Genomic DNA, 26229 nt, shown 5'->3' on the forward strand with positions numbered 1-26229 from the left:
GTCACTTCTAATTTGTCTAGATGTTTCATACGCTAAAGAGTATGAGAGATTTGAAAGGGGAGTAAGGTATGAATAAATTAATATTTAAACAATTTCGTATGACAAGAAGTTATTTTATTAAAAACGTAGAATCACTTTCGAAGGAAATAGTAAATGTACAGCCAAACGGTTTTAATAACACGATCCAATGGCATATCGGCCATGTATTAACAGTTGCTGAACAGTTTATGCTTGGCTTTCCACATAAAACGACCCATCTTTCCGTAAATTATATTGAATTATTTGGAAACGGTACAAAGCCGGCTGATTGGAAAGATGATGTACCTACTGTAGATAAACTCATTATAGAGTTGAAAGATCAGTTAGTTCGTCTTCAACAAATTCCTGCTGAACGGTTAAATGAAACGCTGGAAAAACCATTTATGGGACTTGAAACTTTTGGAGAACTAGCAGGTCTTACGTTAATGCATGAAGCAAATCACTTAGGACAAATTCAAGCAATGAAGCGTATCATTGAACATACAGGTGTAAAGAATTAGTAAACTCCCGAAAAATTAATTAGTGACTTTCAAAAGGAGTTATTCTCAGTGAGATAGCTCCTTTTGATTTTGCAAAAACACTCAATACAAAAGTTATGGTTAACGAGTGCCTAAAAGAACAAGTTTCTTCGGCAACGTGGGTTAAAGAGTTAATATAGATTTTTTTAGAAAATCTCTCTAAACACTTGACTTATAAGTTTCATTTTTAATACAATTAATTTTCGACTGAAAATTCCAACGAATGGGAGGGGATTCCAAAAATGAAAGACATGTATGAACTAGAGCTAGAGAAATTAAATCACACACTTTCACAAATTAATTACCAATTGGATAAGCTAGAAAATATACCGGTTTATCATGGAGAAAATTTTACAGAACAAGTACTTGAAACTATGCGAGAATCTAATCGTCAAAGACTTCGTATTGCCAGTGAAGAACCTTATTTTGGACGATTAGATTTTCAAGAAGAGGGACATGCGCAGCCAGCACCTGTTTATATTGGTAAAGTTGGTGCTTCTGATGAAGAAACGCAGCAACCGATCGTTGTTGATTGGCGGGCACCTGTTGCCAGTATGTTTTATTCATTTACAGGAGGAGAAGATGCAGCTTTTTATGATTCTCCAGAAGGAATCGTTAAAGGAATTGTTTACTTAAAACGCAATATTGCTGTTAGGAAGCAAACACTCGAACGTGTTGTGGATACATATGTAAGGGGAAGTGAGGATCTGTCACTAGCAGATGATTTTCTTCTCTATCGCTTAGGGGAAAATAAAGATAACAAATTAAAAGATATTGTTTCAACGATTCAAGCAGAACAAAATGATATTATCCGTGCTGAAAAAAATGTCCCTCTTATTATTCAAGGTGTTGCAGGTAGTGGGAAAACAACGATTGCTCTGCATCGTCTTGCTTTTTTAATTTATCAATATCATGAGCAACTCAAGGCTGAGAAAATGATTGTTTTTGCACCTAACAGTATATTTCTCGATTATATTTCCAGTGTCTTGCCAGAACTTGGTGTTGGCAATATTCATCAAACTACGTTTCAAGACTGGGTATTACATACTTTAGAAAATAGTGTTTTTGTAAAGAATACTGATAAACAACTACAACAAGCATTCTCCATTTATAAAAACAAGCATGAAATCATGGCTGGTAAATTAAAAGGTTCAATCGAGTTTCAACTATTTATTAAACGAAGTCTGTCTGACTACGAGAAAAACATAGTGCCAACGAAAGACTTTGAACCTTGGGATGGTTCCGTATTGCAAGGAAAGGTAATTCAGCAATGGTTTGAAGCAGAATATAAACATTATCCAGTTGGGAAGCGAAGAGAGCGAATTGTCGCTCGCATGAAGCGTTGGATTGAGATGGAACTCAAAATGATTTCAGATACAAATAAAAAGAAACAACTTAAAAAACAAGCAACGCAAAGAATGAACAGTTATTTAAAATGTTGGCCCAAGGTGACTGCACTATCTTTTTACAGTATGTTGATGAAACAAGAAAATATTTTCAGTGTGTTGCCAGCTGAAATTGTACAAGAAACAGCAAAAAGCTGTCGAAAAAAAGAATTGGCACTAGAAGATTTAGCACCGCTCATTTATATTCATCACTATCTAGAGGGCATAAAACTTGGACAAAAATTTCATCATGTCGTAATTGATGAGGCGCAGGACTTCTCACCATTTCAACTGTTTATTTTAAAAGAAATAACACTTGGTAATTCCTTTACCATTTTAGGTGATTTATCACAAGCTATTCATGAGTATCAAGGAATTGACGATTGGGAACAGTTCCAAGATGTATTTGATCACAATGCACAGTACTTTGAATTAACGAGAAGTTATCGGTCAACAAAAGAAATTATTAGTTTTGCAAATGAAGTGATTCAAACGGCAAATATTCCAGTAGGTCTTGCTAATCCTGTGTTTCGCAGCGGTGAAAGTGTAAAAGTTGTCTCAACAAATGATCAATTGCAATCTATTCTATCTACTGTAAAGACCATGCAAGAACAAAATGTAAAAACGATTGCGATTATCGGACGTACAGAAGAAGAATGTCGTGAGATATATGGGAAACTCACAGAAGCTGGTATTTCTACAAATATAATAGAAGCGAATCAAAGCAAATATGAAGGCGGTATTTCAGTCGTTCCTGTTTATTTAGCAAAAGGATTAGAATTCGACGCAGTACTACTTATGGATGTAGATGCAATTCATTATAAACAAACAAAGCAAGATGCTAAATTGTTATATGTCGGGTGTACTCGTTCCCTACATGACTTATGGATTTTTTATTCAGGGACATGTTCACCTTTAATTCAACAAATTCCAAAAGAGTTGTACGAAGAAAGGATAGATGATTAATTAAGAAGGAAATGAAATTAAAAGCTATAGCCCTGAAAGTACACTATGTTTGACGGTACTTTTAGGGCTATAGCTATTTTCATGAGTAGTTCGTTTTAAGAATATAATAAATAGTATGTTTATTCGGATGGTCTGGGTCCTGCATCCATCCCTGAGTTTTCTACTGTTAAAACAGGACGAACTGTCATATCTGCATTTATATATACTTGACATGATAGACGTAAGTGATCCTCTACACCTTTTTCTGCAAATACAGATTTTTCAATCTTACCAGGTTCACAAAAATTACCTTCTAAAATTTCTACACGGCAAGTTGTACATTTCACTTTCCCGCCGCAGCGATGAAGAATATTCACACCATTATCTTCTAGCGCCAACACTAATTTTGTTCCTGTTTTCACTTCAAAAGTTCCTTTTCCTGGAACGGTTATTTTTGGCATTTTATACTCTCCTTATATAAAATATGAATAAGATAATTATCACCTTACCCTGTAAGAGGTAAACATAAGAACGACAATATTTCTTGGATGAAAAACTTATTATAAAAAATTCATAACACCCGTAACTTTTTTCTTTTTTTAATCGTTTATTAAATAAGCGCGCTTAAAAGGAGTGATCACTTTGAATACGAAAAGAAAGATGATTTCACAATCTAATGTAGAAATGCAACAATTAAATAGATCTATCATTATTAAACATTATGCGGAACTGAAGCGTTATTGTACATTTTTAACAAAAAGCACATGGGACGGAGAAGATTTGGCACAAGAAACAATATGTAAAGTATTGAAGAAATATATGAATGAAGATTGTAACCAAAGTATTTGTTTAACGTTGCTATACAAGGTGGCTCGTAACCAATGGCTGGATCATATGCGGACAAAAGCTTATGAAAAAGAAAGTAATAAAGAAGCTTCTTATGAACCTCATGAAAATGTTGCTGAATTATATGATTTAATCGAAATAATGCTATCTTGTTTAAATGAAATGCAAACTGTTATTTTCTTATTAAAGGATGTGTTTGAATATAGGTTAGCTGATATCGCGGCCATTACTTCCATGTCAGAAGGAGCAGTAAAAGCTTCCTTGTTCCGAACACGTAACAAACTGAAGACGATACAAGAAGAGGAACGTTTTGTAACCTCCAAAGACATGGAAGAAGAAACTGAAATACTTGTAAAGGCAATACAACAACAAAGGCCAGAGTTATTCGTAAAACTCATACCAACACTGCGATTTTCAAAAATCTCACAACAACAACCATTACTTTTATTACACAAAAGGTCTTCATACAACTGCTTTTCATGTGCTGCTTAAACTAAAATGGTGGAGGGATTTTTCATGAGTGTAATTCCTTATGTGATAGAACAAACGAAACTTGGGGAACGTTCGTATGATATTTATTCCCGGTTACTAAAGGATAGAATTATTATGATTGGGCAAGAAATTAATGATCAAGTTGCTAATAGTGTTGTGGCTCAATTATTATTCCTAACGGCAGAAGACGCAGAGAAGGATATATCTATTTATATTAACAGTCCTGGTGGTTCAACTTCTGCAGGTTTTGCCATTTTAGATACGATGAATTATATTAAGCCGGATGTGCAAACCATTTGCATTGGTTTAGCAGCTTCGTTCGGAGCGTTATTGTTATTATCGGGAGCAGCAGGGAAACGCTTCGCTTTACCAAATAGTGAAATTATGATTCATCAGCCGCTCGGTGGAACGCAAGGGCAAGCGACTGAAATTGAGATTTCAGCAAGACGGATTTTGAAATTAAAAGAACATATCAATCAAATTATTGCCGATAAAACAGGGCAGCCAGTTGAGAAAGTAGCAAAAGATACAGAACGGGATTATTTTATGAACGCAGAAGAGGCGAAAACATATGGAATTGTAGATGGGATTATCGGTTAAAGCTGAAAAGAGGTTATTGAACCATATCGTTCAATAACCTCTCATACTGTTGAAAAACAATCTAGTCAATATTTTGAATAAGTTTCACCTTATATAAAGAGTAGAGAGAATCAACCAAACATTGCTATTGTACAATGTTTGGTTGATTTTTTTATTTTGGAAAAGATGCAAGTGCTTCTAACCAGTAAGTCACTAATTTTGAATTCCAGCGGTCTTCATGATAAATCGCATAAATATGCCGTTGTAATATTTATTGATATTTGTGGTATTTTACCCAATACAGTTCCGAGTATTGTTATGGTTGTAGGGCTCATTTTATTTTGGAACGCACCATTTATGCCGCTTCCAATTTATAATACATCGGTTATGGTTATCGTTACATATGTTGTACTCTTTTTGCCATACACGGTGCAATATGTGAAAGCTTCATTAGGACAAATTGATGATTCGCTTCTATATGCTGGAAATATATTTTCTGGAAGCCCATTATATATATTTCGGAAGATTATAATGCCACTTATTGTTCAGGGTATTCTAGCTGGGTAGGCCATGACATTTATTATTTCTATACGAGAATTGGTAGCATCACTTCTTGTAGTACCGCCATCTGTGGAAACATCAGCAACATTTATTTTTGCACAGTTTGAACAAGGGAATGTTTCAGTAGGCATGGCTATGGCTGCCGTTTCAGTAGGGCTAACTATAATTTGTTTGTTACTTCTTCAATATTTACAAGAAAAAAGAAAGGAATACGTTCATGAGAGTGAAAGTGTGGGGAGGAGCTGGAGAATATGGACGGTCCTGCTACTTTACTCGTTCATGCATCTAAAAACGATACTGATCAATTACAAAAGAAATTAATGGAATGTGGATTTAAACACATCTATTCGGCTACTTTAGCTGAAGAAATAAGTTTTAAAAAAGAGGTTGTTGAATATAACGCTCAATAACCTCTTTTTGGTTTTTCAAGGATTAACAGGCAGTAAAATTCCGTTGTTAGAAGTTTTGCGCTATAAACAATTGAATTTTCCTAATTAATGGAATAGAATGAAAATATTATATATTCTTCGTTACTAATATATAAAATACATATTATTTAAGGGGTCTACAATGCAAAGAAAAAGACTAAGAGATTTAGATATTAATATTGGAAAGTTAAAACCTGGAACATGTAATGCAATTACAGATGTAGAGGGTGTAATCGTCGGTCACAAAACGATTTTAGATGAGGATGTTTGTTCCGGACTTACCGTTATTCTACCTAACAACGGGAATCTAACTGGATCGCATTTTCCAGCAGGCTTTTTTTCTTTTAATGGAACGGGTGAATTCACAGGAAGTCATTGGATTGATGAAACAGGTACTTTAGTAACTCCGATTGTTTTTACAGGTAGCCATTTACTTGGATTAGCACATCATTTTCTGTCGCGTGCTACAAGAAGAATTGAAAATTTAGAACCTTTCTCAAATGGAATAGTAGCAGAGACGTGGGATGGATGGTTAAGTGACTTAGAAAAAACATCCATGACATACGAAGATTTAGAAGAAGCAATCTTTCATGCTAAATCTGGCGTAATCGAAGAAGGAAATGTTGGCGGCGGTACAGGGATGATTTGTTTTGAATTTAAAGGCGGTATCGGTACTTCTTCTCGCATAATTGAATGTGAATCCGGGACTTATACAGTCGGTGCTCTTGTACAAACCAATTTTGGTAGAAGAGAAGATTTTATTATGAATCATAAACCCGTTGGCAGTATATTAAATGAAATGGAAGTGCCATTACCGTGGAGTACCCCGGAAAATGCAGGTTCTCTTCTCGTTACAATAGCAACGGATGCACCGTTATTACCTTCACAATGCGAAAGAATATCAAAAAGAGCATCGCTAGCAATGGCTAAATTAGGTGGTATCGGAGAAGAAGGTAGCGGAGATTTCTTCCTGACCTTTTCAACGGGGAATTGTTATTCTTACGATAATGAAACACCTTATCCTATCAATATGTTTCCATCAGAACAGTTAGATTTTATTTTTGAAGCAGCGATTGAATCTGTTCAAGAAGCAATTGTTAATTCTATGTGTATGGCAGAAACGATAACAGGACAAAAAGGGAGACAAGTACATGCATTGCCGTTAGAGCGTTTAGTAGAAATCTTAAAATCTTAAATTGGCAATGTATTATCACCGACAAGGGGGGCTTTATGTTTTATAGACGAAAGTTTTATATTGTAAAAAGTGAGTTTGTCGAGATTTTTAACAGGCATTTTAATGAAACTAATTTACCAAATCAACTTAAATATGGCTCGCGGCTAATAGGCCGATGGATGAAGGATAATGGTGATGATACTGTAGAGGTTTTTGCAATATGGGAATATGATAGTTACGAGGATTATGTAGAAATTGAATCCAAAGTTAGAAGTGACGAGGCTCATCTTAAACGCATTCATGACTGGTACGAAAAAAATGGCGGAAGAGAGCATGTATTAAAGGAATATATACTAGAAATGAGAAATGAAGCCTTAGAATCAACTGTAATGAGCGATGAGTAATATATGAACAATAATTTCAAGTATTCTATCTTCGTCAAACAGGCATGATTGTTGAAGAATCATTAGATTTATACAATTTTATTTTCACTTTACAAATAGGGGTGTATATATGTTTTCTCATAATCAAAGCTGTTTTATTTGTAAGAAACACGAAGGAAGTATTTCCGTACCAGGCGATGTTATTTATGAAGATGACTTTGTCTATGTTGGACATGTTTATTGGGAAGAAAAAGAAACATATTTAGGCTATCTGATGATTGATATGAAAAGACATACACCAGGATTGGCGGAATTAAATGAAAAAGAAGCGCAAGCATTCGGGCTCATTGTTAATAGAGTAAGCCGAGCTTTAAAAAAATGCGAAGGCGCAGAACATATTTATGCATTTGTATCTGGAAATGGCGTACCACATATGCATATGCATCTTATCCCGCGTTATCCGAACACACCGCAAGAGTTTTGGTCTCCAACAAAAATTGCAACTTGGCCAGGGGCGCCTCTAGGAAGAGAAAAAGAAATCGAACAATTATGCGAAAGGATCAAAATGTATTTGGTGAATGAATATGAATATAACGGATAAACCTCAGCAGTTTTCGTGGGTAGGGAATGAAGAGATGTGTATCGATCAAGTGAAAATTGATCAATGCGACGATGTAATCATCGGGAGATATGGCGGAAACAAAGCCGCTGGTGCTAAAAAAAACGAAGATGGAGCATTAGTATGGGCCTATGATGACTGGGAATTTGCTATGATTTTAGATGCCCATTATAGTGCGGAAAGTACAGCGCTACTAGTGCAAACGATGCAAAATGAGTTTTTAAATTTAAAAGAATTGTTAGATGAACCGATAGAAACGGTATTCCAATCCGTGGAAAAATATATATTATCTATTTTTCAATCTGAATCATTTCAACAATCTTGCCAGCGTATAAAAGGAGAAACAGCTTGTTTAATTTGTGTACGAAAAGCAAATTATCTTTGGTGGTTATCCGTCGGGGACTGTGTAGTATATCTTCTGCATGATGAATTACATAAATTAGGTCAGTACACTTTGAATCAACGAAACTTCTATGAATGGGTTGGCTTTATCAATACATTTTCATTGCCAGTACCTTGTTATTCATCTGGAGTTCGAGAATTGCGTACAGGACATAACCGTATTGTAATGGTGACAGATGGTCTATTGGAATGCGGGGAACATTATTACGAAAAACAATGCAACATATATACTGATCTCTATGGAGATAAAGAGAATACACAACTAACCAATCGCATTGAGAAGGTATTACAGCATGTACATGAGCAGCGTGGAAGAGATAGTGCGACGATTATAAGCTGGGATTATACAAATTCATTACCATCTACTTATCCAAGCGATCAAATATTTCAAAAGTAAAGCTTAATACTTATAAAGAAGGGGAGTAACATGGATCTTGAAATAGCTTTTGAAGAATTTCCGATTCTGGAATCTACGAATTTAGTATTAAAGAAGATTGAAGATGTTCATTTGCAGGACGTATATACAATCTATAGTAACGATAAAGTATTTGAATACTGTGGAATTATCCCGAAACACAATTTGAAGACAGTAAGTAAAATGATTCAGCACTTTGAGAGAGACTATAACAAACAAAGTAGAATTAAGTGGGGGATTTTTCAAAAAAATAATAGTGATACATTAGTTGGAATTATTGAAGCGATGGATTTTAATCGAAAGGTAAATATGGTCACAATCGGATACTTTTTAGCGGAAGAATACTGGGGGAAAGGGATTACATCTGAAGCAGTTCATGCAGTTGTGAAGTTTTTATTTGAGGATGTCCATATAAATAGAATACAAGCTGAGGTTATGCCAGCAAATGATATATCAAAGAAGGTACTTGTGAAGAACGGATTCCTAAAAGAAGGCTTATTAAGACAAGCTACTTTATGGTCCGGAAAGGGAATTGTCGATTTAGAAATATATAGTTTTCTTCAAGAGGATTATAAATGATATAAAATAATAAAATTTTGTTACAAACACATTCGTGGCCTTTATCGTAAAAATAACTATACAAATTAATTTTGAGGAGGCCATAAACGTTTACAATTTCTTTATGTGTAATGGCATTAGGTATTTTCATTATATTTGTAGGATATTCTATACGAAGAAAAGGGAATGCTTCATTTATCACAGGAAACAATAAAACCTTTGTTCCAAAAGATGAAAAGAAATTAACTGAACGAATAGGTATAGTTGTATTTTCATTTGGCGTTGAGACTGTATTGTTTCCGGTGATCTTTCACATGATTCATGGTATTGAAGGGTACTATTTTGCAATATTAGCTTTACTTCATATAATGGTTGTATTTTTTTCATGTTTTTCGACCAAATGGAAAAGCAGCGCTATCCAAAGAAGGAATAGTTATATAAGCCGAGGATCTTCACCAATGAAGATCTTTTTTACATTGAATAACATTAATATAATTACATTCCCTTTCATTAACTTTATAGTGATAAGAAACAGTCATCATTTATTCTCAACGTTTGTAATAAAATGATACAAGAACACTCATAATTAACGGGAGGAAGAGGAATGCACCAAAACGATCGGAAAAAGAAAGGGAACGACTTTTCCAAAATAATTCCCCATTCTCTTTTAGATGTAAAAAATGAACTAAAGAAAAAATGTGAAAACAAACAGCTTCCCGTTAAAACATGGAAGTTAACAGAAGAAGAAATGATGCTAATTCATAAAATTAAAGAACAAACAAGTGGGCACAACAAAAATAATGTGACGCGAACGCACGCTTATTATCGTTTTTACCTTCGATACCCAGAAATACAATGGGCATTGCTTGGACATATGGTATCGCGTAATGGCGGTTGGAATATGACCGATTTAAAAGGGGAGTTATATACTAGACTATTGTCAGAAAAAGATCAACTCACCTTCTTTTCTTTTTTAGAACGAGGTAACTGGTTAATCTTCCAGGATGTATATCCGCAATTTTTGTTGTACGAACAAAGTGTTAAAAGATCAAAAAATTTGTTTTATCTTCTACCCTTTTTTTATGTATCGACGTTTATGGAAACGATCTGGAACTATTTTTGGAGAACAGGTGACCGCTATACATTAGCCATTGCGACCGTTATTAATGAACAAAGCTATTTAGAAAAAAGGGTTATTCAAAATGAACATTTTAAAAAGACTGTACTGAATAGCATTGTATTCAAACTTTACGATTTTTCCCGCTTTAATCATATTCTCTTTCCATTTTATAAAGATGAGACTAAACAACAAACACTGCTATTCGGTGATACGATGAAACATTTTACCTCTCTCCATGAACGAATTCTACTTGGAAAACGATTATACTCACTATTATTTCGCCGCGAAAACATCTTACAAAGAGTATTAAACTGGGCTCATGATTATCCACATACTGGTTCAAGAAAAGACTACTGGCCGCATTTGTTTTATGATGTAAACGAATCATTCTCTCGTGCCCTTTATGAGCGCCGAATAAAAAACTGCCAATTAAGAAAAGGTGCGAGTCGCTTATATAGCCCACGATTAATATACGCATGGAAAGACCTTAATCATAAAGAAGCGGAAAGTGAAGACTGGTTTGAAGACTGGCGCATTATGGAGTATTTAATTGATAAGGGAGAAAGTACAGATGGAAAGATTTATAACGAGTACTGCAAAACGCTTGAAAAAATTGAGCTTGCCATCTTGGTCAAAAAAAATGTCTTGCTCCGAGAAGAAGCAGGGGAGGAATAACCTGAAAGCTATTGTAGCCACGATCATTGTCTCTTGTTTAATCGGAACATATTTAGACTTATTATTTGTCAATAAACAAATGTATGCCTTTCCAGTGAGACCATTCCCGCATATATTTACAATTAATATCGCATTTACGTTATTCATATTACCTACTTCCACCGCTCTTTTTGTGTGGATTATGAAAATGTTACCTGCATTTTCAAAAATCATATTTATCATTTTGATTGGACTTTGTATGAGTATTTCTGAACGATTTGCAGAGCAACTAGGATGGTTCGTTCATAGCGAAGCATGGCATCATTCATATTCCTTTTTGGGATACATGATTTTCCTGCTTTTTATATGGAAGTTTTATCGTTGGTTTCAATAACAGGAAATTGCGTTAAAGAGATCTAAAAATAAACAAATAGATTGTTCGAAATCCTGTATTGAAATTTAAATAAGATTTATTAAAAAACTATCTGTTCAATGAAAGGAATGAATAATGTTATTAAGTTAACGAGTGCTAATTAAGCAACTGTATTTATTTTCAATAACGCGCATTATATTGATTTTACATGTATGATACATAAAAACGCTGACTTTTTATCATCAGCGTTTTTTTTTTTTTTTTATATAATTTTTCGGCATATCCGACATACAACTTGAACACTGAAAGTTGTGCCACTCTTCGTTCCATGTATTGAAAATGATTCACTTTCAAAAAATTAACCTCATGTTACGGTGATAAACTAATAATTTTAATAGTGATATATTATGTTAATTGAAAATGTATAGAGCTTATATTTTTGAATAAATAAAGACAGTAGCACAAGAAAACATGCTCTTTTTACATTTAATATACAAAATACAAAAAAAGGAGCTTGATTATTCATGCCATTAAAAAACAGAGGCTTCTTTATTCCTGTGGCATTTCCTATTGAGATTCCAGAACCTATTCCAAAACCTATACAATCAACCGAGCAGACCGGATTTGATTATATAGTGATTGGTGCTGGAACTGCCGGAGGGGTAATTGCCAAAGAATTAACAGATGACAAAAGTACTTCTGTATTAGTGCTTGATGCAGGAGCAAATATGACGAATGAGCTAAGTAGTGCTTCCATTACAGATGCAATTAATTTAGCCAGCGATAATAAGTTTACCTTTAATGTTACTTCTAATCTAGAGAAAATCATTGAACGTTCGCTTTTTTCACAAAATGGTCGGGGAATTGGGGGAAGCTCAAAAATTAATAACATGTATGCAGTGCGCGGGAGTAAAGAACTTTATGATAAATGGGGAGAACTTGTTGGTGATCAATGGAGTTACAACAGGATTCGTTCCTTATTTATGAGAAATGAGACCTATATAGGGGCAACACAATGTTCTAACGAGAGGGGAACGGAAGGTCCTATTTTTGTTAGACAGCAACTTATTCCTCCTCATGGGCTGATAGAAACCTTGACTAACGCAACCGCAAAGGTTTTGGGTATTGACATTGTTGAGGACTATAATACAGGTGTAAGAGATTGTACATTTTACAAATCACAATATACCCAACAGCAAAAAAATGGTCAATTTGTTCGTTCATCGACAGCAACAGGATATTTAAATGACAATATTGTTAGTCAAGGAGACCCGTTCCATCCAGATGGGTTTGGGGTTGATGGAAGAAAGTTGGTTATTTTAGCTGAAACAACTGTTAATAAAATCTTATTTAAAGAAATTCAGGGGCTGAACATTGCGGTTGGTGTTGAGTTTGTCAAGAACGGTATTTCACAAAGAAGGTTTGCAAGAAAAGGCATTATCGTCTCTGCAGGATTTTTTTCCTCAGTCATTCTACAACGTTCAGGAATCGGCAGATCGTGCGATTTAGCTAAAGTAGGTATATCAACATTAATAGAGAGTCCAAATGTGGGTTACAATCTACAAACCCATGCTTATGTTGGACTGGGAGTTAGAGTGGAGACATCTCAACTTGTATCGATATTATCAGCTGATCCTGACCAGCCTATTGCCCTAGGTGCTTTTAAAGCAGAGAATCCAGCGAGTCTGGAGGGTCGTCGTCTCCAAATGTTAGGGGCCCCCGTACCTTTATTTCTTCCCATTCAAGAGGTGATCAGTAATGGTTGGAATTTTGATGGATCCAGTGATACCAATATCATGAGTTTTGGCATTTTAGATCTTAACCCGAAAAGTAAGGGTACGATTATGGTAGCACATAGCAATCTTGAAGCTTCTCCATCGCTTACCTTCAATCCGTTGCAAAATCGTGATGATCTAGAATTTCTTCTGGATCAATATATCAATACTTACAATATTATTCAGCATGCTCGAACTCTTAATAACGGCATAGGTGAGGTTGTATACCCTCCGGAAAATATCTTCAAGACAGGCGCACGAAAGCAACTTGAGAATTATGTTAGGGCGTCTTATTCGAACTTCTTTCATTTTGGAGGGCAATGTAAGATGGGAAGAACGATTCAAGAAGGAGTAGTAGATGGATTCCTCAACGTCTTTGGTACAAAAAATCTTAAAGTTGCTGATCTTTCCATTTCGCCTATTTTACCAGATGGCAACACTTCCATCGCTGCTCAGATGATTGGTTTAAATGCGGTACGATTTATCCGTGAAGATCCTCGCCCTTACGTAGTAGATGATAAAGAATTTGAGAATTATAAGGAATAGCACACACATTTTAATGTTTTTATACGCTAAGAGATTCTCAAAACTCGATGTTAGAGGGAGAAGGAACAATCTTGCCATAAAGTACAAAATAACTTACAGAAAAGGCAATAATGAATTTTCGATATTCCATAAGATACACAAAGATTAGTGATAAAGGCCCATGGAGGCATGACGGGAATTGTGATACAAGATTTGATATAACTGTTCCTAAACGGTCTTTATGTTTTGTGGTGTAACAGGATTATGAATCGTAGCAAAATATTGCTTATTTTTCTTCATATGTTACAAAGAAACTAAGAGGAAATGAAAAAGTAGGAATGCTTCTAAATGAAATAACAGGGATGATTTTTATCGGTATGGGGTTGAAGCTGCTTCAAGCAAAGGCCCCTCAATAAAAGCCTACATTATAAATAAGTGCCCCTTGCAGGAAGTTTAAATGAAAAGAAAAAGCCTCTTTAGTTGAATCTTAAAGAGGCTTTCGCTATATAAAACATTTATTTTACTACTTTCTTAAGTATAATTAGTCACACATCTTATACTTAATTATCGAGTTTTATAACTCAATTCGCTCTACAAGATTTTGAATTTGTTCTTTTGGAGCATTCATACAAATGCCTCCGTGATAACAAATGACCGATTCGATATCAAAATCTAAATATTTCTCTAAAGAAGCAAGGGCTGTATTCATGTCTAACGTTGTTCTCTGAACAGGTCTTTGTAAAGAACCATCTATACATATCATTGCATCACCAGCAACAAGAGTTTTACTTTTCTTTACATACAGGCTAACATGTCCCGGAGTATGTCCTGGTGTATGAATCACTTGAATGCCTCCGCAATACGGAAGTTCTTGTCCATCTTCTAAAGTTTGATTTACGTTACATTTAGGAGGATTTGCATACAACAATTGTATTTCTTTCGGAAGAGATGCCCACGCTTCTTTGTTCATGCGTCCAGGATCTGTTTTTATAAGCGGGAATTCCCCCTCGATATATGGTTTATCAAGCTCGTGTGCATACACATTGATTTTATTAGTGGATGCTTGTAGTAGTTCTGGAAGGCTTCCGATATGGTCTATATCTTGATGTGATACAATGACTGCCTTTAAGTTTTCAAAAGGAACTCCTAAAACATTCATCGCAGTATGTATTTGTTCCAACTGACAAGGCATACCGGCATCAATCAAAACAGCTTCTTCATCATCCCAAATAAGTGTAGGATGTAAGATAAAACCTTGTATTTTTAATTCAAGTGTGGAAACTCCATTTGAAACCTTCATTGATTACGCCTCCTTGATAAATGTGTTTGTATAGTAATTAATACTACATATGATAATTTACCACGTCTTATGAATGTAATCAATTATAAAATATTAATTATAACACAAATAAATTTATTTGTCAAGTTATTATTAATTTTTATTATTAAATTTAAGCAAAGAGGATTTCCAAACTATATCTAGAATAAGAAAAAGATATTTTTAGACAAGGAGATGTTTACATGGATCTTATATCAAACGTTAAAGGGATTGTTTTAGACTTAGATGGTACGTTACTAAATTCACAAAAAGAAGTATCTAAAAGAAACTTACAAGCTATTCGAGAATGTTATAGAAACGGAATAACTGTTATTTTTGCGACAGCAAGACCCCCGCGTTCAGTAAATGCCTTTCTTCCACAGGAACTTCAAGAAATGGCGGCGTTTGTATATTACAACGGAGCTTTAATCATTGATAAAACATCAGAGTACAAACAACATTATCCAATTGAATCAGCTATTACAGATGAAATTTTTGAATATGTAATTACTCACCATTCAGATGCTTGTCTTTCTATCGAATCTGAAGATACGTGGTATAGCAACAAGATGCTAGATTATAGTAAAGCTATGAATGCAATTGTAAATCCAATTGTAGTTTCGTTAGATGAATTGAAAGAAATGAAGGCTTCAAAATTATTAATCACACAATATCCGTATTATGAGAAATTACATAAACAATTTGAACATAAAGTAAACACTGTATGTACCGACTCGGGAACTTTAATTCAAATTATGGCCAAAGGTGTTTCGAAAAAACAAGCTATAATGGATCTTTGTGTTCAAAGTCAAATACCTATGAGCAGCATAATGGCATTTGGTGATGATTGGAACGATTTAGATCTTTTCCATGCGTGCGGTTTTCCAATTGCTATGGAAAATGCAATACATGAACTAAAAGAACTAGCATATGTTGTTACGAAATCTAATGATGAAGATGGTGTAGCAGAAGTGTTAGAGAAGTTAATTTGTACTGTTAGTAATAGTTGAAGATGTATTTGAAGAAGGGAATTAGCGAATGTGGAAAAGAGAATTGAACAAATAATAGAATTTTTACGAATAATAGATCTGTTCAAATCGATTGAAAGAAAAACAAAAGTTTCTAATACTAATCGTCATGAAAATGATGCAGAACATACATGGCATATGTGTATGTTTGCTCTATTATTACATAAAGAAATAGAAGAGGAGATTAATTTTGAAAGAGCTTTAAAATTAATCTTAATACACGATCTTGGTGAAATATATGCTGGTGATACTTATGCGCATGATTCTGTCGCTAGAATAAATAAGAAACAAAGAGAAGAAGAAGCGATCAAAAAGTTATTTCGTGAGTTGCCAGATGATTTAGAAGCTGAATTTCACGAACTTTGGAATGAATACGAAGCAAATGAAACGAAAGAAGCAAGGTTTGTTCAAGCGATAGATAAAATGCAGGCATTTACACAAAATGTACATACAAATGGGGAGGTATGGCAGGGAAATAAGGTAACCTCTGATAAAATCATTAAATACAATGAGAAGTGGGCCAAACAAAGCAAGACATTTGAAGATATATTTCATTATTTTTGGAAAGTTGCTGAAATTAAAGGAATATTTTATACAAAAAAAGAGGATTAAGTCCTTCGATAACGGGTTCGGTTTTCGAGCACAAAACACAAAATAGCATACTAATTAACAAATTGGTTGGACATGCTTACATCGTCTGTTGTTGACCCTGAAATAAGTGATTATATTTTCTGGAGTGATGAAGAATTAACCGCCAGAGAAATTATAGACAAAGCATTGGCTTATAAACCATTATAATTATAAAGTGTGTTGCTCCAAGTAGAGTTAACGCTCTTTTTTAAGAATGAATTGTGTGAAATCAATATTTTTAGAACTTTGTTTGAGTTTGGTCTTTAATTTTAATTGAATAAGACAATAAAAGACGCTCAGAGTTTTTTTCAACTCTGGGCGTTTTCATATGCTAATTATAATGTGATTTTGCAGGTCAATTCGGTTTCTAATTTTATTGTGAATTTATCTTCTAAGTATAATTTTGTACTCCAAAACTGACCCCGTTAGTCTTTTGAATCAAATCCATCTTATATCTTCATTGATATATGGGTAATTCGACAAAAGATAAAGACGCTTCGACGATGTTTGGCATTCCGATTGTACCAGTAGGAGCTAACAGTAGTCCATTTTCAAATCAGTTCTCTTATTTGTTGACACTATTTAAATCGCCTTAAAACAAGAAACTCCCACCATTTCCACGGCAGCAGATTTTTTAATAGAATCATTAGCTTTACACCTTTTCCAATTGGATAACGTAAAGTTGGATGCTGTGATTGTGCAATACTTACGATTTTCTCAGCAACATCTTGTGGATCTCCAAAATTCTCGCTTCCGTTATGAATATGTTGTTCAATTTTCTTCATGTATTCTTTGTAAGGAGACTCAGATTCGGAGTTAGCTTCCGCAAGTTTTTGTCCTACTTCCCAAATGTTTGTGTTATATGATCCTGGTTCAATTAATGAAACATCAATTCCAAACGGTTTTACTTCTAAACGAAGAGATTCACTCCAGCCTTCAAGGGCATATTTAGACGTAACGTAAGGGGAGAGGCCAGGGAACCCTATTTTTCCACTGATGCTACTAATATTAATGATTTTTCCATGTTTTTGTCTTCTCATAATCGGAAGAACAGCTTGCGTTACTGCGATGGCTCCAAATACGTTTGTCTCAAATTGCTTACGATACTCTTCAATTGGAATTTCCTCGACAAAACCCCCACTTGCATACCCTGCATTGTTAACAAGAATATCTATCTGTCCAAGATTGTTAATAAAAGTTGTAAATTCCCTAATAGACTCTTTGGAAGTTACATCTAATTGATGAATATTTATATTTTGTTCTATATGTAACGATGTAGCATGTTTCATTAATTCGGTTTGTTTTTCAATGTTTCGCATCGTAGCGATGACAAGATAATTTTTTTTAGCAAATTCTAATGATGTAAGAAGTCCAAATCCGCTTGATGAACCTGTAATAATCGCGATTTTTTCAGTCATTTGTTTCTCACTTTCTATTGAAATTAAGTTTGATTTCATCATATCGAAAGGAGGAAGGGGAATACAATAGATTATTTACATAGACATATTCGATATTTTCACTTAAAAAAGTAGATTTTTAGGGAATTTGCTTTTTATATGTCAGAATATGCGCTTACCGGGGAAATAATAGGGAAATGCTATTTCCAATAAGTAATAACCTAGAATTACGAGATATGAAAATGTATGGTATAGAATAGATACTTTAAAAGGCTTGTTTTATATTTATACGGTACATTTTAAGAATAAAGCCCGCCCATATACATTTCCGTTAATGTATGTACAATGTCTTCGAGAGAAAATTCTCGTTCATTTCGTACAATTTCCCATAAAAACATTTCATTCGCAAAGAACCAACTTCTCGCTGCTAAAAAACAATTCAAATCGTTACGTGCTAAACCGCCTCTTTGTGAATATGTAATATCTTGAACAATTCGTTCAATAAAACGTTCTCGAATAGTATTCCATCGATTTCGAACTTCTTTAGAAGTACCAATTGCTTCTTCAACAACTTGTAGTAGTTGCCTCTCCGTTTCTGCCATTTGTAAAAACGCATGAACTTGCTTTTGAATCATATGATGAGCTTCTTTCCTTGTTGTTGGTTGAAAAACATGTTCTGCAATCACATAAAATTGATTCATCACATCCTCCATTAAAACAATGAGTAAATCATCTTTATTTTTAAAGTATACATAAGCTGTTCCATATCCTGTTTCAGCTTTTTTTATAATTTGGGAAATGGTTGTTTTTTGGAATCCTTGTTCGATAAATACTTCACGGCCAGCCAGTAATAATTTCTTTTTTGTTTCTAGTGAACGGCGTTGTCTTGCCGAAAAAGTAGCTTTAGTCATATGTACCACACCTTTATACTGAAATATCAGAAAAATCAACTTTATTGTAGAGGAAACAGTAATATAATGTCAACTGACATTATGTCATTGACGCTATGTCAGTTTCGATGATATATTTTAACTAATTAGAATTAAGGGAAAATTCAAAGGAAGGTGACAGAATGTACGCAAAACCATTTGAACCATCTTATGAGTATGCTCGTCAATGTGATCAGTATGATGAGCTTGCATCGTTTCAACATGAATTTTATAAAAAAGAAGGAACTATATATTTAGACGGAAATTCACTTGGACTTTTGTCAAAACGAGCTGAGCAGTCTTTATTAACATTGCTAGATTCATGGAAACAATTCGGTATTGATGGTTGGACAGAAGGGAAGTATCCTTGGTATTTCTTATCTGAGCAATTAGGTGAATTAAGTGCTCCTCTTATTGGTGCTACGCCCGAGGAAGTAATTGCAACCGGTTCCACGACAACGAATTTACATCAAGTAGTTGCTACGTTCTACGAACCGAAAGAAGGAAAAACAAAAATCCTTGCTGATGAATTAACATTTCCATCTGATATTTATGCTTTGCAAAGCCAAATTCGTTTAAAAGGATTGGACCCTAATGAGCATCTTGTTCAAGTAAAAAGCAGGGATGGAAGAATGCTACATGAAGAAGATATCATTGCAGCAATGACAGAAGATATTGCACTCATAGTACTTCCAGCCGTGTTATACCGAAGCGGACAAATTCTAAATATGAAACTTCTTACGGAAGAAGCACATAAACACGGTATTCATATCGGCTTTGATCTTTGCCATTCTATCGGTGCTATTCCGCATCATTTTGAAGAATGGGACGTCGATTTTGCAGTTTGGTGTAATTATAAATATTTAAATGCAGGACCTGGCGGCGTTGGCGGTTTATACGTAAATAAAAAACATTTCAATCGTCTACCAGGGTTAGCAGGTTGGTTTGGCTCCCGAAAAGATAAACAGTTTGATATGGAGCACGAACTTACACCAGCTGAGCATGCTGGTGCTTATCAAATCGGAACACCGCACGTATTAAGTGTTGCACCGCTTATCGGTTCTTTAGAAATTTTTAAAGAAGCAGGTATTGATCGCTTACGACAAAAATCCTTGCATATGACACGCTATATGATAAACCTTATACAACATGAATTAGTAGATATGGACTTTACACTTGGTAATCCGTTAGAGGATGAAATACGAGGCGGACATATTTATTTAGAACATAACGAAGCAGCAAGGATTTGCAAAGCATTAAAGGCAAAGGGAATTGTTCCTGATTTCCGCGCACCAAATGGCATTCGTTTAGCTCCTGTCGCTTTATACAATACATATGAAGAAGTATGGAACGCTGTACGAATTTTGAAAAAAATCATGGTAGAAGAGGAATATAAACAATTTGAAAACAAACGAGAGGTTGTGGCATAAAGATGAGAGAAAACAAGTGGATTGATATTTCACAACCTCTAAATAATGATATTGCCACCTGGCCTGGCGATACACCTTTTTCCTATGAAGTTTCATGGACAAAAGAGCAGAGCGGCTCTGTTAATGTTGGGAAAATTTCAATGAGTATCCATACCGGTACACATATTGATGCGCCGTTTCATTTTGATAATGATGGTAAAAAAGTAAGTGATCTAGACATTAACGTCTACGTTGGCCCTGCTCGAATTATAGATGTAACAGGTCACGAAAGCATCGGAGAAAAAGAACTCGAAAAGTATGATTTAGAAGGGGTTAATAGATTATTATTGCGAACCTCATCAAAAACAAATCCACATGTATTCCCTGAAATGATTCCGTATTTACGTGCGGATCTTGCGCCCTATCTTTATGAAAAGGGAGTACGTCTAATTGGTGTGGATGTTCCGTCAGTGGATCCGCTTGATGATAAAGAATTAGCAGCACACCATGCGTTATTTGAACACGGTATTCATATTTTAGAAAATGTTGTTTTAGAAAATGTACAAGACGGAGACTACGAACTTATTGCTTTGCCGCTTGCGATAATAGATGCAGACGGTAGTCCAGTGCGTGCTGTATTAAAACCATTATAAAAAATAAGTATATACTGCATAGAGAGGATGTACACATATGAGCGAGAATGAAAAAGTAATTATGGAAAAGGGGATTCATACAGATTTTCGTAATAACATGACTTACGGGGAATATTTACAACTTAATAGTCTGCTATCAAGTCAAAAGCAATTGTCTGATCATCATGATGAAATGTTATTTATCGTGATTCACCAGGCAAGTGAACTTTGGATGAAATTAATTTTACACGAATTAGAAGCAGCTATTGAATCTATTAAAAATGATAATCTTGCACCTGCTTTTAAAATGCTTGCACGAGTTTCAAAAATTCAATCGCAAATTATTCAGTCGTGGGATATTCTTGCTACGCTGACACCGTCTGAATATATTGAGTTCCGCGATTCGCTTGGTCAAGCATCTGGTTTTCAATCTTATCAATATCGCATGATTGAATTTGCACTTGGTTATAAAACACCACATGTTCTTAAAATCTATGAAAAAGATGAAGAGTTACATGCACGTCTACATAAAGCACTTCATACACCGAGCCTATATGACGTTGCAATTCAAACACTTGCAAAAGAGGGCTTTCTAATTAACGAAAGTGTTCTTCAAAGGGATATTACACAGCCGTATGAGGTCGATGCAACAGTAGAAGCAGCGTGGTTAGAAGTGTACTCAGATGTGAAGAAATACTGGGATTTATATCAATTAGCTGAAAAGCTAATCGATATTGAAGATTGGCTACAGCAGTGGCGCTTCCGTCATATGAAAACGGTAGAACGTATTATCGGTCATAAGATAGGCACTGGCGGTTCTTCAGGCGTTTCGTATTTAAAACGTGTGCTTGATCAATCATTTTTCCCAGAGCTTTGGGCTATTCGTACAAAACTATAAACGATTAAACAATAAGCATAAAAGTTTTCTCTATGAAAAAGCTTTTATGCTTATTTTATAGTGTTACAAAAATGATGTTGTGGGTTATTGAAATACTCTTAGCTTTGTTAAGATCACTGTATGGTTTGTCTAAATCTTGGTGCTATTAATTAAATTTGAATGTGTTCGGAAATTATAAAATTGTGATATATCCTTCTGTTCCATGCACACGAATTCGTTGCCCATCTTTTATCAATTTGGTAGCGCTTTCCACCCCGACAACTGCTGGTAAGCCATATTCACGTGCGATAACTGCTCCATGGGTCATCAATCCACCAACTTCGGTGACTAGGCCTTTTATGGATACAAACAATGGTGTCCAGCTAGGGTCAGTAAAGGAGGTGACTAATATATCTCCATCTTCTAGATTAGCATCTTCCATGTTTAAGATAACACGTGCTCTTCCCTCTATAACTCCGGAAGAAACAGGTAGACCTATAATTGCTTCGGCCGGGAGATTTTCTCGTTTGTACTCACCTGCAATAATTTCACCATCAGACGTGATAACACGTGGGGGAGTTAGTTTTTCGTATAATTTGTACTCGTCTTTTCGTTTGCTGATAATCTGATAATCTAGTTTATTTGTGCGTACGACTTCGTGAAGTTCTTCAAAAGTCAGATAGTATATATCTTCTTTTTCATGAATAACGCCCTCTTGTACGAGTTGTTCGGCTTCTTTCAGTAAAGCCTGCTTATAAACGAAGTAGCGATTAATCATGCCGTATTTTGGATATTCCCGATAACCGATGAAATTCCGGATTAGGTGGATCATTCGTTTTGCTTCTTTGACTTTTTGTTCACCATCCGGTAATTGCTTCAATCGATCTAATAACTCTTGTTCTTTTTTCAAAGCTTCCTGTTGCCCTTGCTCAAATTTCCGATTGCTAGCATTAGGCTCAAAGTTTTTAATGTTATTAAGAATCATAGGGACAAGTGTAATTGGTTTTTCACTCCATCGAGTTCTAGTAATATCGATTTCTCCGGCACATCGCATTCCATATTTGCAGAGATAATCATAGATAGCGTCTTGGGCTTCCCGTCCACCATCAAACTTGACCAGGTCATCCAAAAAGTTATCATCTTTTACATGTTGTAAATAATCAATTACTTCTGAATAAGGACGAATCACATCTGCAACATCCAATAGTGCCAGACCCATTTCCGAAGTAATATTGTTTGGTACAGATTGAGAAAGCGTATCTGCTACGTTTTTTTCACCTAACCACTTGCTCATTTTTTCATTGATCCATGTTGAAGCATCCATAGCAGCCATAAACACGGCTGAACTTTGTGGGTCAAATAAAATCTTTTTTAATATCTGGATATCTTCCAAAATAAAAGTAAATAAATCCAATCCTAATTTCGTTTGGATGTTTTGTTTTAACTCTTCTATTGATGTTTGACTACTCTTAATCAAATCAGAAACGATTGTCGGATCGTTTTCAATTTGTGCCCTAGAATCCGTAGACGACACACTTTTATTGCTTTTACCGGAACTCTGTTCTTGCTTATCATTTAGTAAAGATTTTATGAAATCTCCTCTCTCTATTATGGTCATAAGTGAGTCTTTCATGAGCGGATCGTGTTGTCCCATGGCATCTAATAACATTTTTCTGCTGTCAAGTGAAGCTAGCATATGTGTGACATCAACAAACAACCTTCCACCAGCTTTACGCATGGGTGCATTAGTCGTTAACAGGAAAAAAGACAATCCCAGTGGTTTCATGGGATCGGTCATCATTTGTTGATGACCAACAGATACATAAACGTGATTTTCTTGATCATTCGCTTCAGGGATAGGGTACAAAGTAGTGATTGGCCGACTCTGGACAATATAAAATGTATCATCAACCAAACACCATTCGATATCTTGCGGGCAACCAAAATAAGCTTCGATCTGTCTTCCTGTGCGTGCTAGTTGTAAAATTTGTTGTTCAGTAAGTGTTTGCGTCTTTTGTTGATCAGGATCAATCTGTTGTGTCTCTGTTCCGCCTTCTTTTCGTCCATAGATTGCCAATTTTTTGGTTGCTATCATCTTATCGACGATTTCCTCTTCCTGTACTTTATAACAATCGGGAGATACCAAGCCAGAGACCAGTGCTTCTCCAAGTCCAAAACTGGCATCGATTGATAGCAGCTTTCGGTTAGAAGTAATTGGATCAGCGGTAAATAAAATCCCTGAGGCCTGTGGGAAAACCATCTTTTGAACGATAACGGATAAATAAACTTGCCTGTGGTCAAATCCATTTTGCATACGGTAAATTACCGTGCGAGCCGTAAATAAGGAAGCCCAACATTTGTTGATATGCTGCAAGATTGCTTCTTTGCCGATGATATTTAAAAAGGTATCTTGTTGACCAGCAAAAGAGGCATGTGGTAAATCTTCAGCAGTCGCACTAGAACGCACCGCATAAGCATGTTCATCACCAAGCTGGGAGAGATAGTGAGTAACTGCTTTTACAACATCGGAAGGAATTTCTACTTCCATAATGAGTTGTCGAATCTTCCTGCTAATTTCACCAATTTGATCTCGATCTTGTACTTTTAGCATTGCTAGTCGATCTAACAATGCATGATACGTTTCGTTTTGCTCGATGGCTTTTTGATATCCCACTGTTGTAACACAAAATCCTTCTGGTACTTGTATTCCTTCAATTTTTGATAATTCCCCTAAATGTAACCCTTTTCCGCCGACAAGCAAAAGCTGCGTGTTTTCCATTTCTTGAAACCCGAGAACCAAAGAACTCATTCTGCATCTCTCCTTACCATCAATGTTCTATTGATTTTAGCAGTAGTAAATGAGAATAAACAGTCTATATTAACCATTTCCTACATGTTATAATTAAGTTAGGAAGAGTGCAAAAAATAGCTAGACCTTAGCATAAAGTAAGCTGATGTCCCCGTTCACTCCTCGAAAGCAGCTCATGTACCTTCTAACCCACAATGAATATGACTACAATCAACTTTTCCATTTAATCTGTTTATTTCCTCAAAAATATCACCTTTTTAAATGTAACCCTGCTTCATTTGTTTTAATTCTTAAGTTGATGGACATGTTGCGGTAGCCCTAGAAAAAATCTACTCTTTTTTGTTTCTCATTTTATATTCCGTTATAATGGTCAAATTAGCGCTAAGTAGTAATGGAGGAGTTTCTATTGAACTTACCAGAATTAGAACATGCATTTAAAAAGAAAAAAGTAAATGCTTTTCTCGTTTATCGAAAAGGTGAAATCGTTACAGAATATTATAAAACAGAGAAATGTGCACAAAATCTATATAAAATTAATTCGATAACAAAAAGCGTTATCTCTATTCTAATTGGCATTGCAATTGAACAAGGATATATCAATAGTATACATACACCCATTGTAGAGTGGATTTCAAATATGCCAAAAGAAAAACAGTTATTAACAATGTATCATTTATTAACGATGACAACGGGAGAAGAGTGGAACGAATTTGGTGACGGTGTTAATTTCCCAAATGATTTTGTAGAGTCGAAAAACTGGATTGACTATATTCTCAATAAACCGATCAATGAACAACCAGGAACAAAAATGAATTATAATTCTGGTTCTTCTCATATATTAAGTTATATTTTGCAACTTGCGACAGGGATGACAACAGCAGCGTTTGCTGAAAAATATTTATTTGAACCGTTACACATTATGAACTATGAATGGCAACAAGATCCACAGGGCATTTTTGTTGGTGGTTTTGGTATGAAAATGAGTCCAAAAGATTTACTTAAAATCGGGCTTCTCTGTCTACAAAACGGCTACTGGAATGGACAGCAACTCGTTTCTTTAAATTGGATTGAACAATCGCAGCAAAAACGATTTACGACGTATGAACATATCGGAGCATACGGTTATCACTGGTGGGTCTTAGATAGAGAGACGTGTAACGTGCCATATCATACATATTTTGCAATGGGATATGGCGGGCAATATATTTTAAATGTACCTCAATTAGAACTTACCGCAGTCATTAGCAGTCAAATGCCTAAACGAGGATTAGTACCTCTCAAATTGTTTGTGAAATATTTACAAGAAATGCATTAAAAAGTAAAGCTACCAAACACAAACCTCGGCACTACTCAGAACTTCAGTAATAGGGTAGAGTTTTCTTTGTTTTTGTTGACTCGTCTTGAAAAAA

General features: G+C 35.1%; 24 protein-coding genes and 2 pseudogenes. 21 read left to right on the forward strand and 5 right to left on the reverse strand.

The genetic code is table 11. The features are described 5' to 3' along the window. Positions 1–68: 68 nt before the first annotated feature. Together AB1280_RS06120 and AB1280_RS06125 are read left to right on the forward strand one after the other, a co-directional pair. On the forward strand, positions 69–539 hold the full coding sequence (locus tag AB1280_RS06120) for a DinB family protein (RefSeq protein WP_429755225.1): 471 nt from the start codon (positions 69–71) through the stop codon (positions 537–539). Positions 540–799: 260 nt separating this feature from the next. Continuing rightward, positions 800–2908, forward strand: a complete 2109-nt coding sequence (locus tag AB1280_RS06125) for a HelD family protein (RefSeq protein ID WP_429755226.1) — start codon at positions 800–802, stop codon at positions 2906–2908. Between the two features lie 119 nt (positions 2909–3027). Here AB1280_RS06125 and AB1280_RS06130 read toward each other — a convergent pair whose 3' ends face one another. Further along, positions 3028–3348, reverse strand: a complete 321-nt coding sequence (locus tag AB1280_RS06130; protein WP_429755227.1) for a 2Fe-2S iron-sulfur cluster-binding protein — start codon at positions 3346–3348, stop codon at positions 3028–3030. 181 nt (positions 3349–3529) lie between these two features. On the opposite strand from AB1280_RS06130, the gene AB1280_RS06135 reads away from it, so the two are divergent. The 13 genes and pseudogenes from AB1280_RS06135 to AB1280_RS06195 all read left to right on the forward strand — a co-directional run. Next, positions 3530–4225, forward strand: a complete 696-nt coding sequence (locus AB1280_RS06135) for an RNA polymerase subunit sigma-70 (RefSeq protein ID WP_429755228.1) — start codon at positions 3530–3532, stop codon at positions 4223–4225. A gap of 9 nt (positions 4226–4234) precedes the next feature. After that, entirely contained in the window at positions 4235–4825 is a 591-nt protein-coding gene (clpP, locus tag AB1280_RS06140; RefSeq protein ID WP_429757290.1) for an ATP-dependent Clp endopeptidase proteolytic subunit ClpP, read from the forward strand. Positions 4826–5074: 249 nt separating this feature from the next. Beyond that, positions 5075–5572 (forward strand): annotated as a pseudogene (locus AB1280_RS06145) (ABC transporter permease); the annotation flags it as partial. A 44-nt stretch (positions 5573–5616) separates the two neighbouring features. Then, positions 5617–5775 (forward strand): hypothetical protein, encoded by a 159-nt coding sequence (locus AB1280_RS06150; RefSeq protein ID WP_429757403.1) that lies wholly within the window; start codon positions 5617–5619, stop codon positions 5773–5775. Between the two features lie 160 nt (positions 5776–5935). Beyond that, positions 5936–6988: a P1 family peptidase gene (locus tag AB1280_RS06155; RefSeq protein ID WP_429755229.1), complete on the forward strand. Its 1053-nt coding sequence runs from the start codon at positions 5936–5938 to the stop codon at positions 6986–6988. 35 nt (positions 6989–7023) lie between these two features. Then, entirely contained in the window at positions 7024–7371 is a 348-nt protein-coding gene (locus AB1280_RS06160) for an NIPSNAP family protein (protein WP_272187740.1), read from the forward strand. Between the two features lie 109 nt (positions 7372–7480). Next, positions 7481–7951: an HIT family protein gene (locus tag AB1280_RS06165; RefSeq protein WP_429755230.1), complete on the forward strand. Its 471-nt coding sequence runs from the start codon at positions 7481–7483 to the stop codon at positions 7949–7951. Continuing rightward, positions 7929–8768 carry a protein phosphatase 2C domain-containing protein gene (locus AB1280_RS06170; protein WP_429755231.1) on the forward strand — a complete coding sequence of 280 codons (840 nt, stop codon included), beginning with the start codon at positions 7929–7931 and terminating at the stop codon, positions 8766–8768. Before AB1280_RS06165 ends, AB1280_RS06170 begins: the two co-directional genes overlap by 23 nt. A gap of 30 nt (positions 8769–8798) precedes the next feature. Continuing rightward, positions 8799–9365: a GNAT family N-acetyltransferase gene (locus tag AB1280_RS06175; RefSeq protein WP_429755232.1), complete on the forward strand. Its 567-nt coding sequence runs from the start codon at positions 8799–8801 to the stop codon at positions 9363–9365. 583 nt (positions 9366–9948) lie between these two features. Continuing rightward, positions 9949–11139, forward strand: a complete 1191-nt coding sequence (locus AB1280_RS06180; RefSeq protein ID WP_429755233.1) for a DUF2515 domain-containing protein — start codon at positions 9949–9951, stop codon at positions 11137–11139. Further along, complete coding sequence (locus AB1280_RS06185) at positions 11105–11512, forward strand: CBO0543 family protein (RefSeq protein WP_429755234.1); 408 nt, start codon at positions 11105–11107, stop codon at positions 11510–11512. Before AB1280_RS06180 ends, AB1280_RS06185 begins: the two co-directional genes overlap by 35 nt. A gap of 503 nt (positions 11513–12015) precedes the next feature. Beyond that, positions 12016–13812, forward strand: coding sequence for a GMC family oxidoreductase (locus AB1280_RS06190; RefSeq protein WP_429755235.1), 1797 nt, complete (start codon positions 12016–12018; stop codon positions 13810–13812). Positions 13813–14072: 260 nt separating this feature from the next. After that, positions 14073–14207: pseudogene (locus tag AB1280_RS06195) on the forward strand (LysE family translocator); the annotation flags it as partial. Positions 14208–14365: 158 nt separating this feature from the next. Here the strand turns inward: AB1280_RS06195 and AB1280_RS06200 are convergent. Then, positions 14366–15091: an MBL fold metallo-hydrolase gene (locus AB1280_RS06200; RefSeq protein WP_429755236.1), complete on the reverse strand. Its 726-nt coding sequence runs from the start codon at positions 15089–15091 to the stop codon at positions 14366–14368. Positions 15092–15312: 221 nt separating this feature from the next. Here AB1280_RS06200 and AB1280_RS06205 point away from each other — a divergent pair, with 221 nt between their 5' ends. Together AB1280_RS06205 and AB1280_RS06210 are read left to right on the forward strand one after the other, a co-directional pair. Beyond that, the gene (locus AB1280_RS06205; RefSeq protein ID WP_429755237.1) at positions 15313–16119 is read left to right on the forward strand and encodes an HAD family hydrolase; all 807 of its coding nucleotides are present in this window, start codon (positions 15313–15315) and stop codon (positions 16117–16119) included. A 30-nt stretch (positions 16120–16149) separates the two neighbouring features. Beyond that, positions 16150–16749 (forward strand): HD domain-containing protein, encoded by a 600-nt coding sequence (locus AB1280_RS06210; RefSeq protein ID WP_429755238.1) that lies wholly within the window; start codon positions 16150–16152, stop codon positions 16747–16749. A 596-nt stretch (positions 16750–17345) separates the two neighbouring features. On the opposite strand, the gene AB1280_RS06215 is transcribed toward AB1280_RS06210, so the two are convergent. Both AB1280_RS06215 and AB1280_RS06220 read right to left on the reverse strand, forming a co-directional pair. Further along, entirely contained in the window at positions 17346–18185 is an 840-nt protein-coding gene (locus AB1280_RS06215; protein ID WP_272187931.1) for an oxidoreductase, read from the reverse strand. Positions 18186–18463: 278 nt separating this feature from the next. Further along, positions 18464–19075, reverse strand: coding sequence for a TetR/AcrR family transcriptional regulator (locus tag AB1280_RS06220; protein ID WP_429755239.1), 612 nt, complete (start codon positions 19073–19075; stop codon positions 18464–18466). A gap of 161 nt (positions 19076–19236) precedes the next feature. Between AB1280_RS06220 and kynU the strand changes: the two genes are divergently transcribed. From kynU to kynA, 3 genes are read left to right on the forward strand one after another with little or no spacing between them, the layout of a single operon-like run. Continuing rightward, entirely contained in the window at positions 19237–20523 is a 1287-nt protein-coding gene (kynU, locus tag AB1280_RS06225; RefSeq protein ID WP_429755240.1) for a kynureninase, read from the forward strand. 2 nt (positions 20524–20525) lie between these two features. After that, complete coding sequence (gene kynB / locus AB1280_RS06230) at positions 20526–21155, forward strand: arylformamidase (RefSeq protein WP_272187758.1); 630 nt, start codon at positions 20526–20528, stop codon at positions 21153–21155. 37 nt (positions 21156–21192) lie between these two features. After that, positions 21193–22032, forward strand: a complete 840-nt coding sequence (gene kynA, locus AB1280_RS06235; protein ID WP_272187759.1) for a tryptophan 2,3-dioxygenase — start codon at positions 21193–21195, stop codon at positions 22030–22032. Between the two features lie 172 nt (positions 22033–22204). Here the strand turns inward: kynA and ppsA are convergent, their stop codons facing one another. Continuing rightward, a complete protein-coding gene (gene ppsA / locus AB1280_RS06240; protein ID WP_429755241.1) occupies positions 22205–24820 on the reverse strand; it encodes a phosphoenolpyruvate synthase in 2616 nt (871 codons plus the stop codon). Positions 24821–25211: 391 nt separating this feature from the next. On the opposite strand from ppsA, the gene AB1280_RS06245 reads away from it, so the two are divergent. Then, positions 25212–26135 carry a serine hydrolase domain-containing protein gene (locus tag AB1280_RS06245; RefSeq protein WP_429755242.1) on the forward strand — a complete coding sequence of 308 codons (924 nt, stop codon included), beginning with the start codon at positions 25212–25214 and terminating at the stop codon, positions 26133–26135. Positions 26136–26229 lie beyond the last annotated feature (94 nt).

Source organism: Bacillus sp. S10(2024), from assembly GCF_050473865.1.
Lineage (GTDB): Bacteria > Bacillota > Bacilli > Bacillales > Bacillaceae_G > Bacillus_A.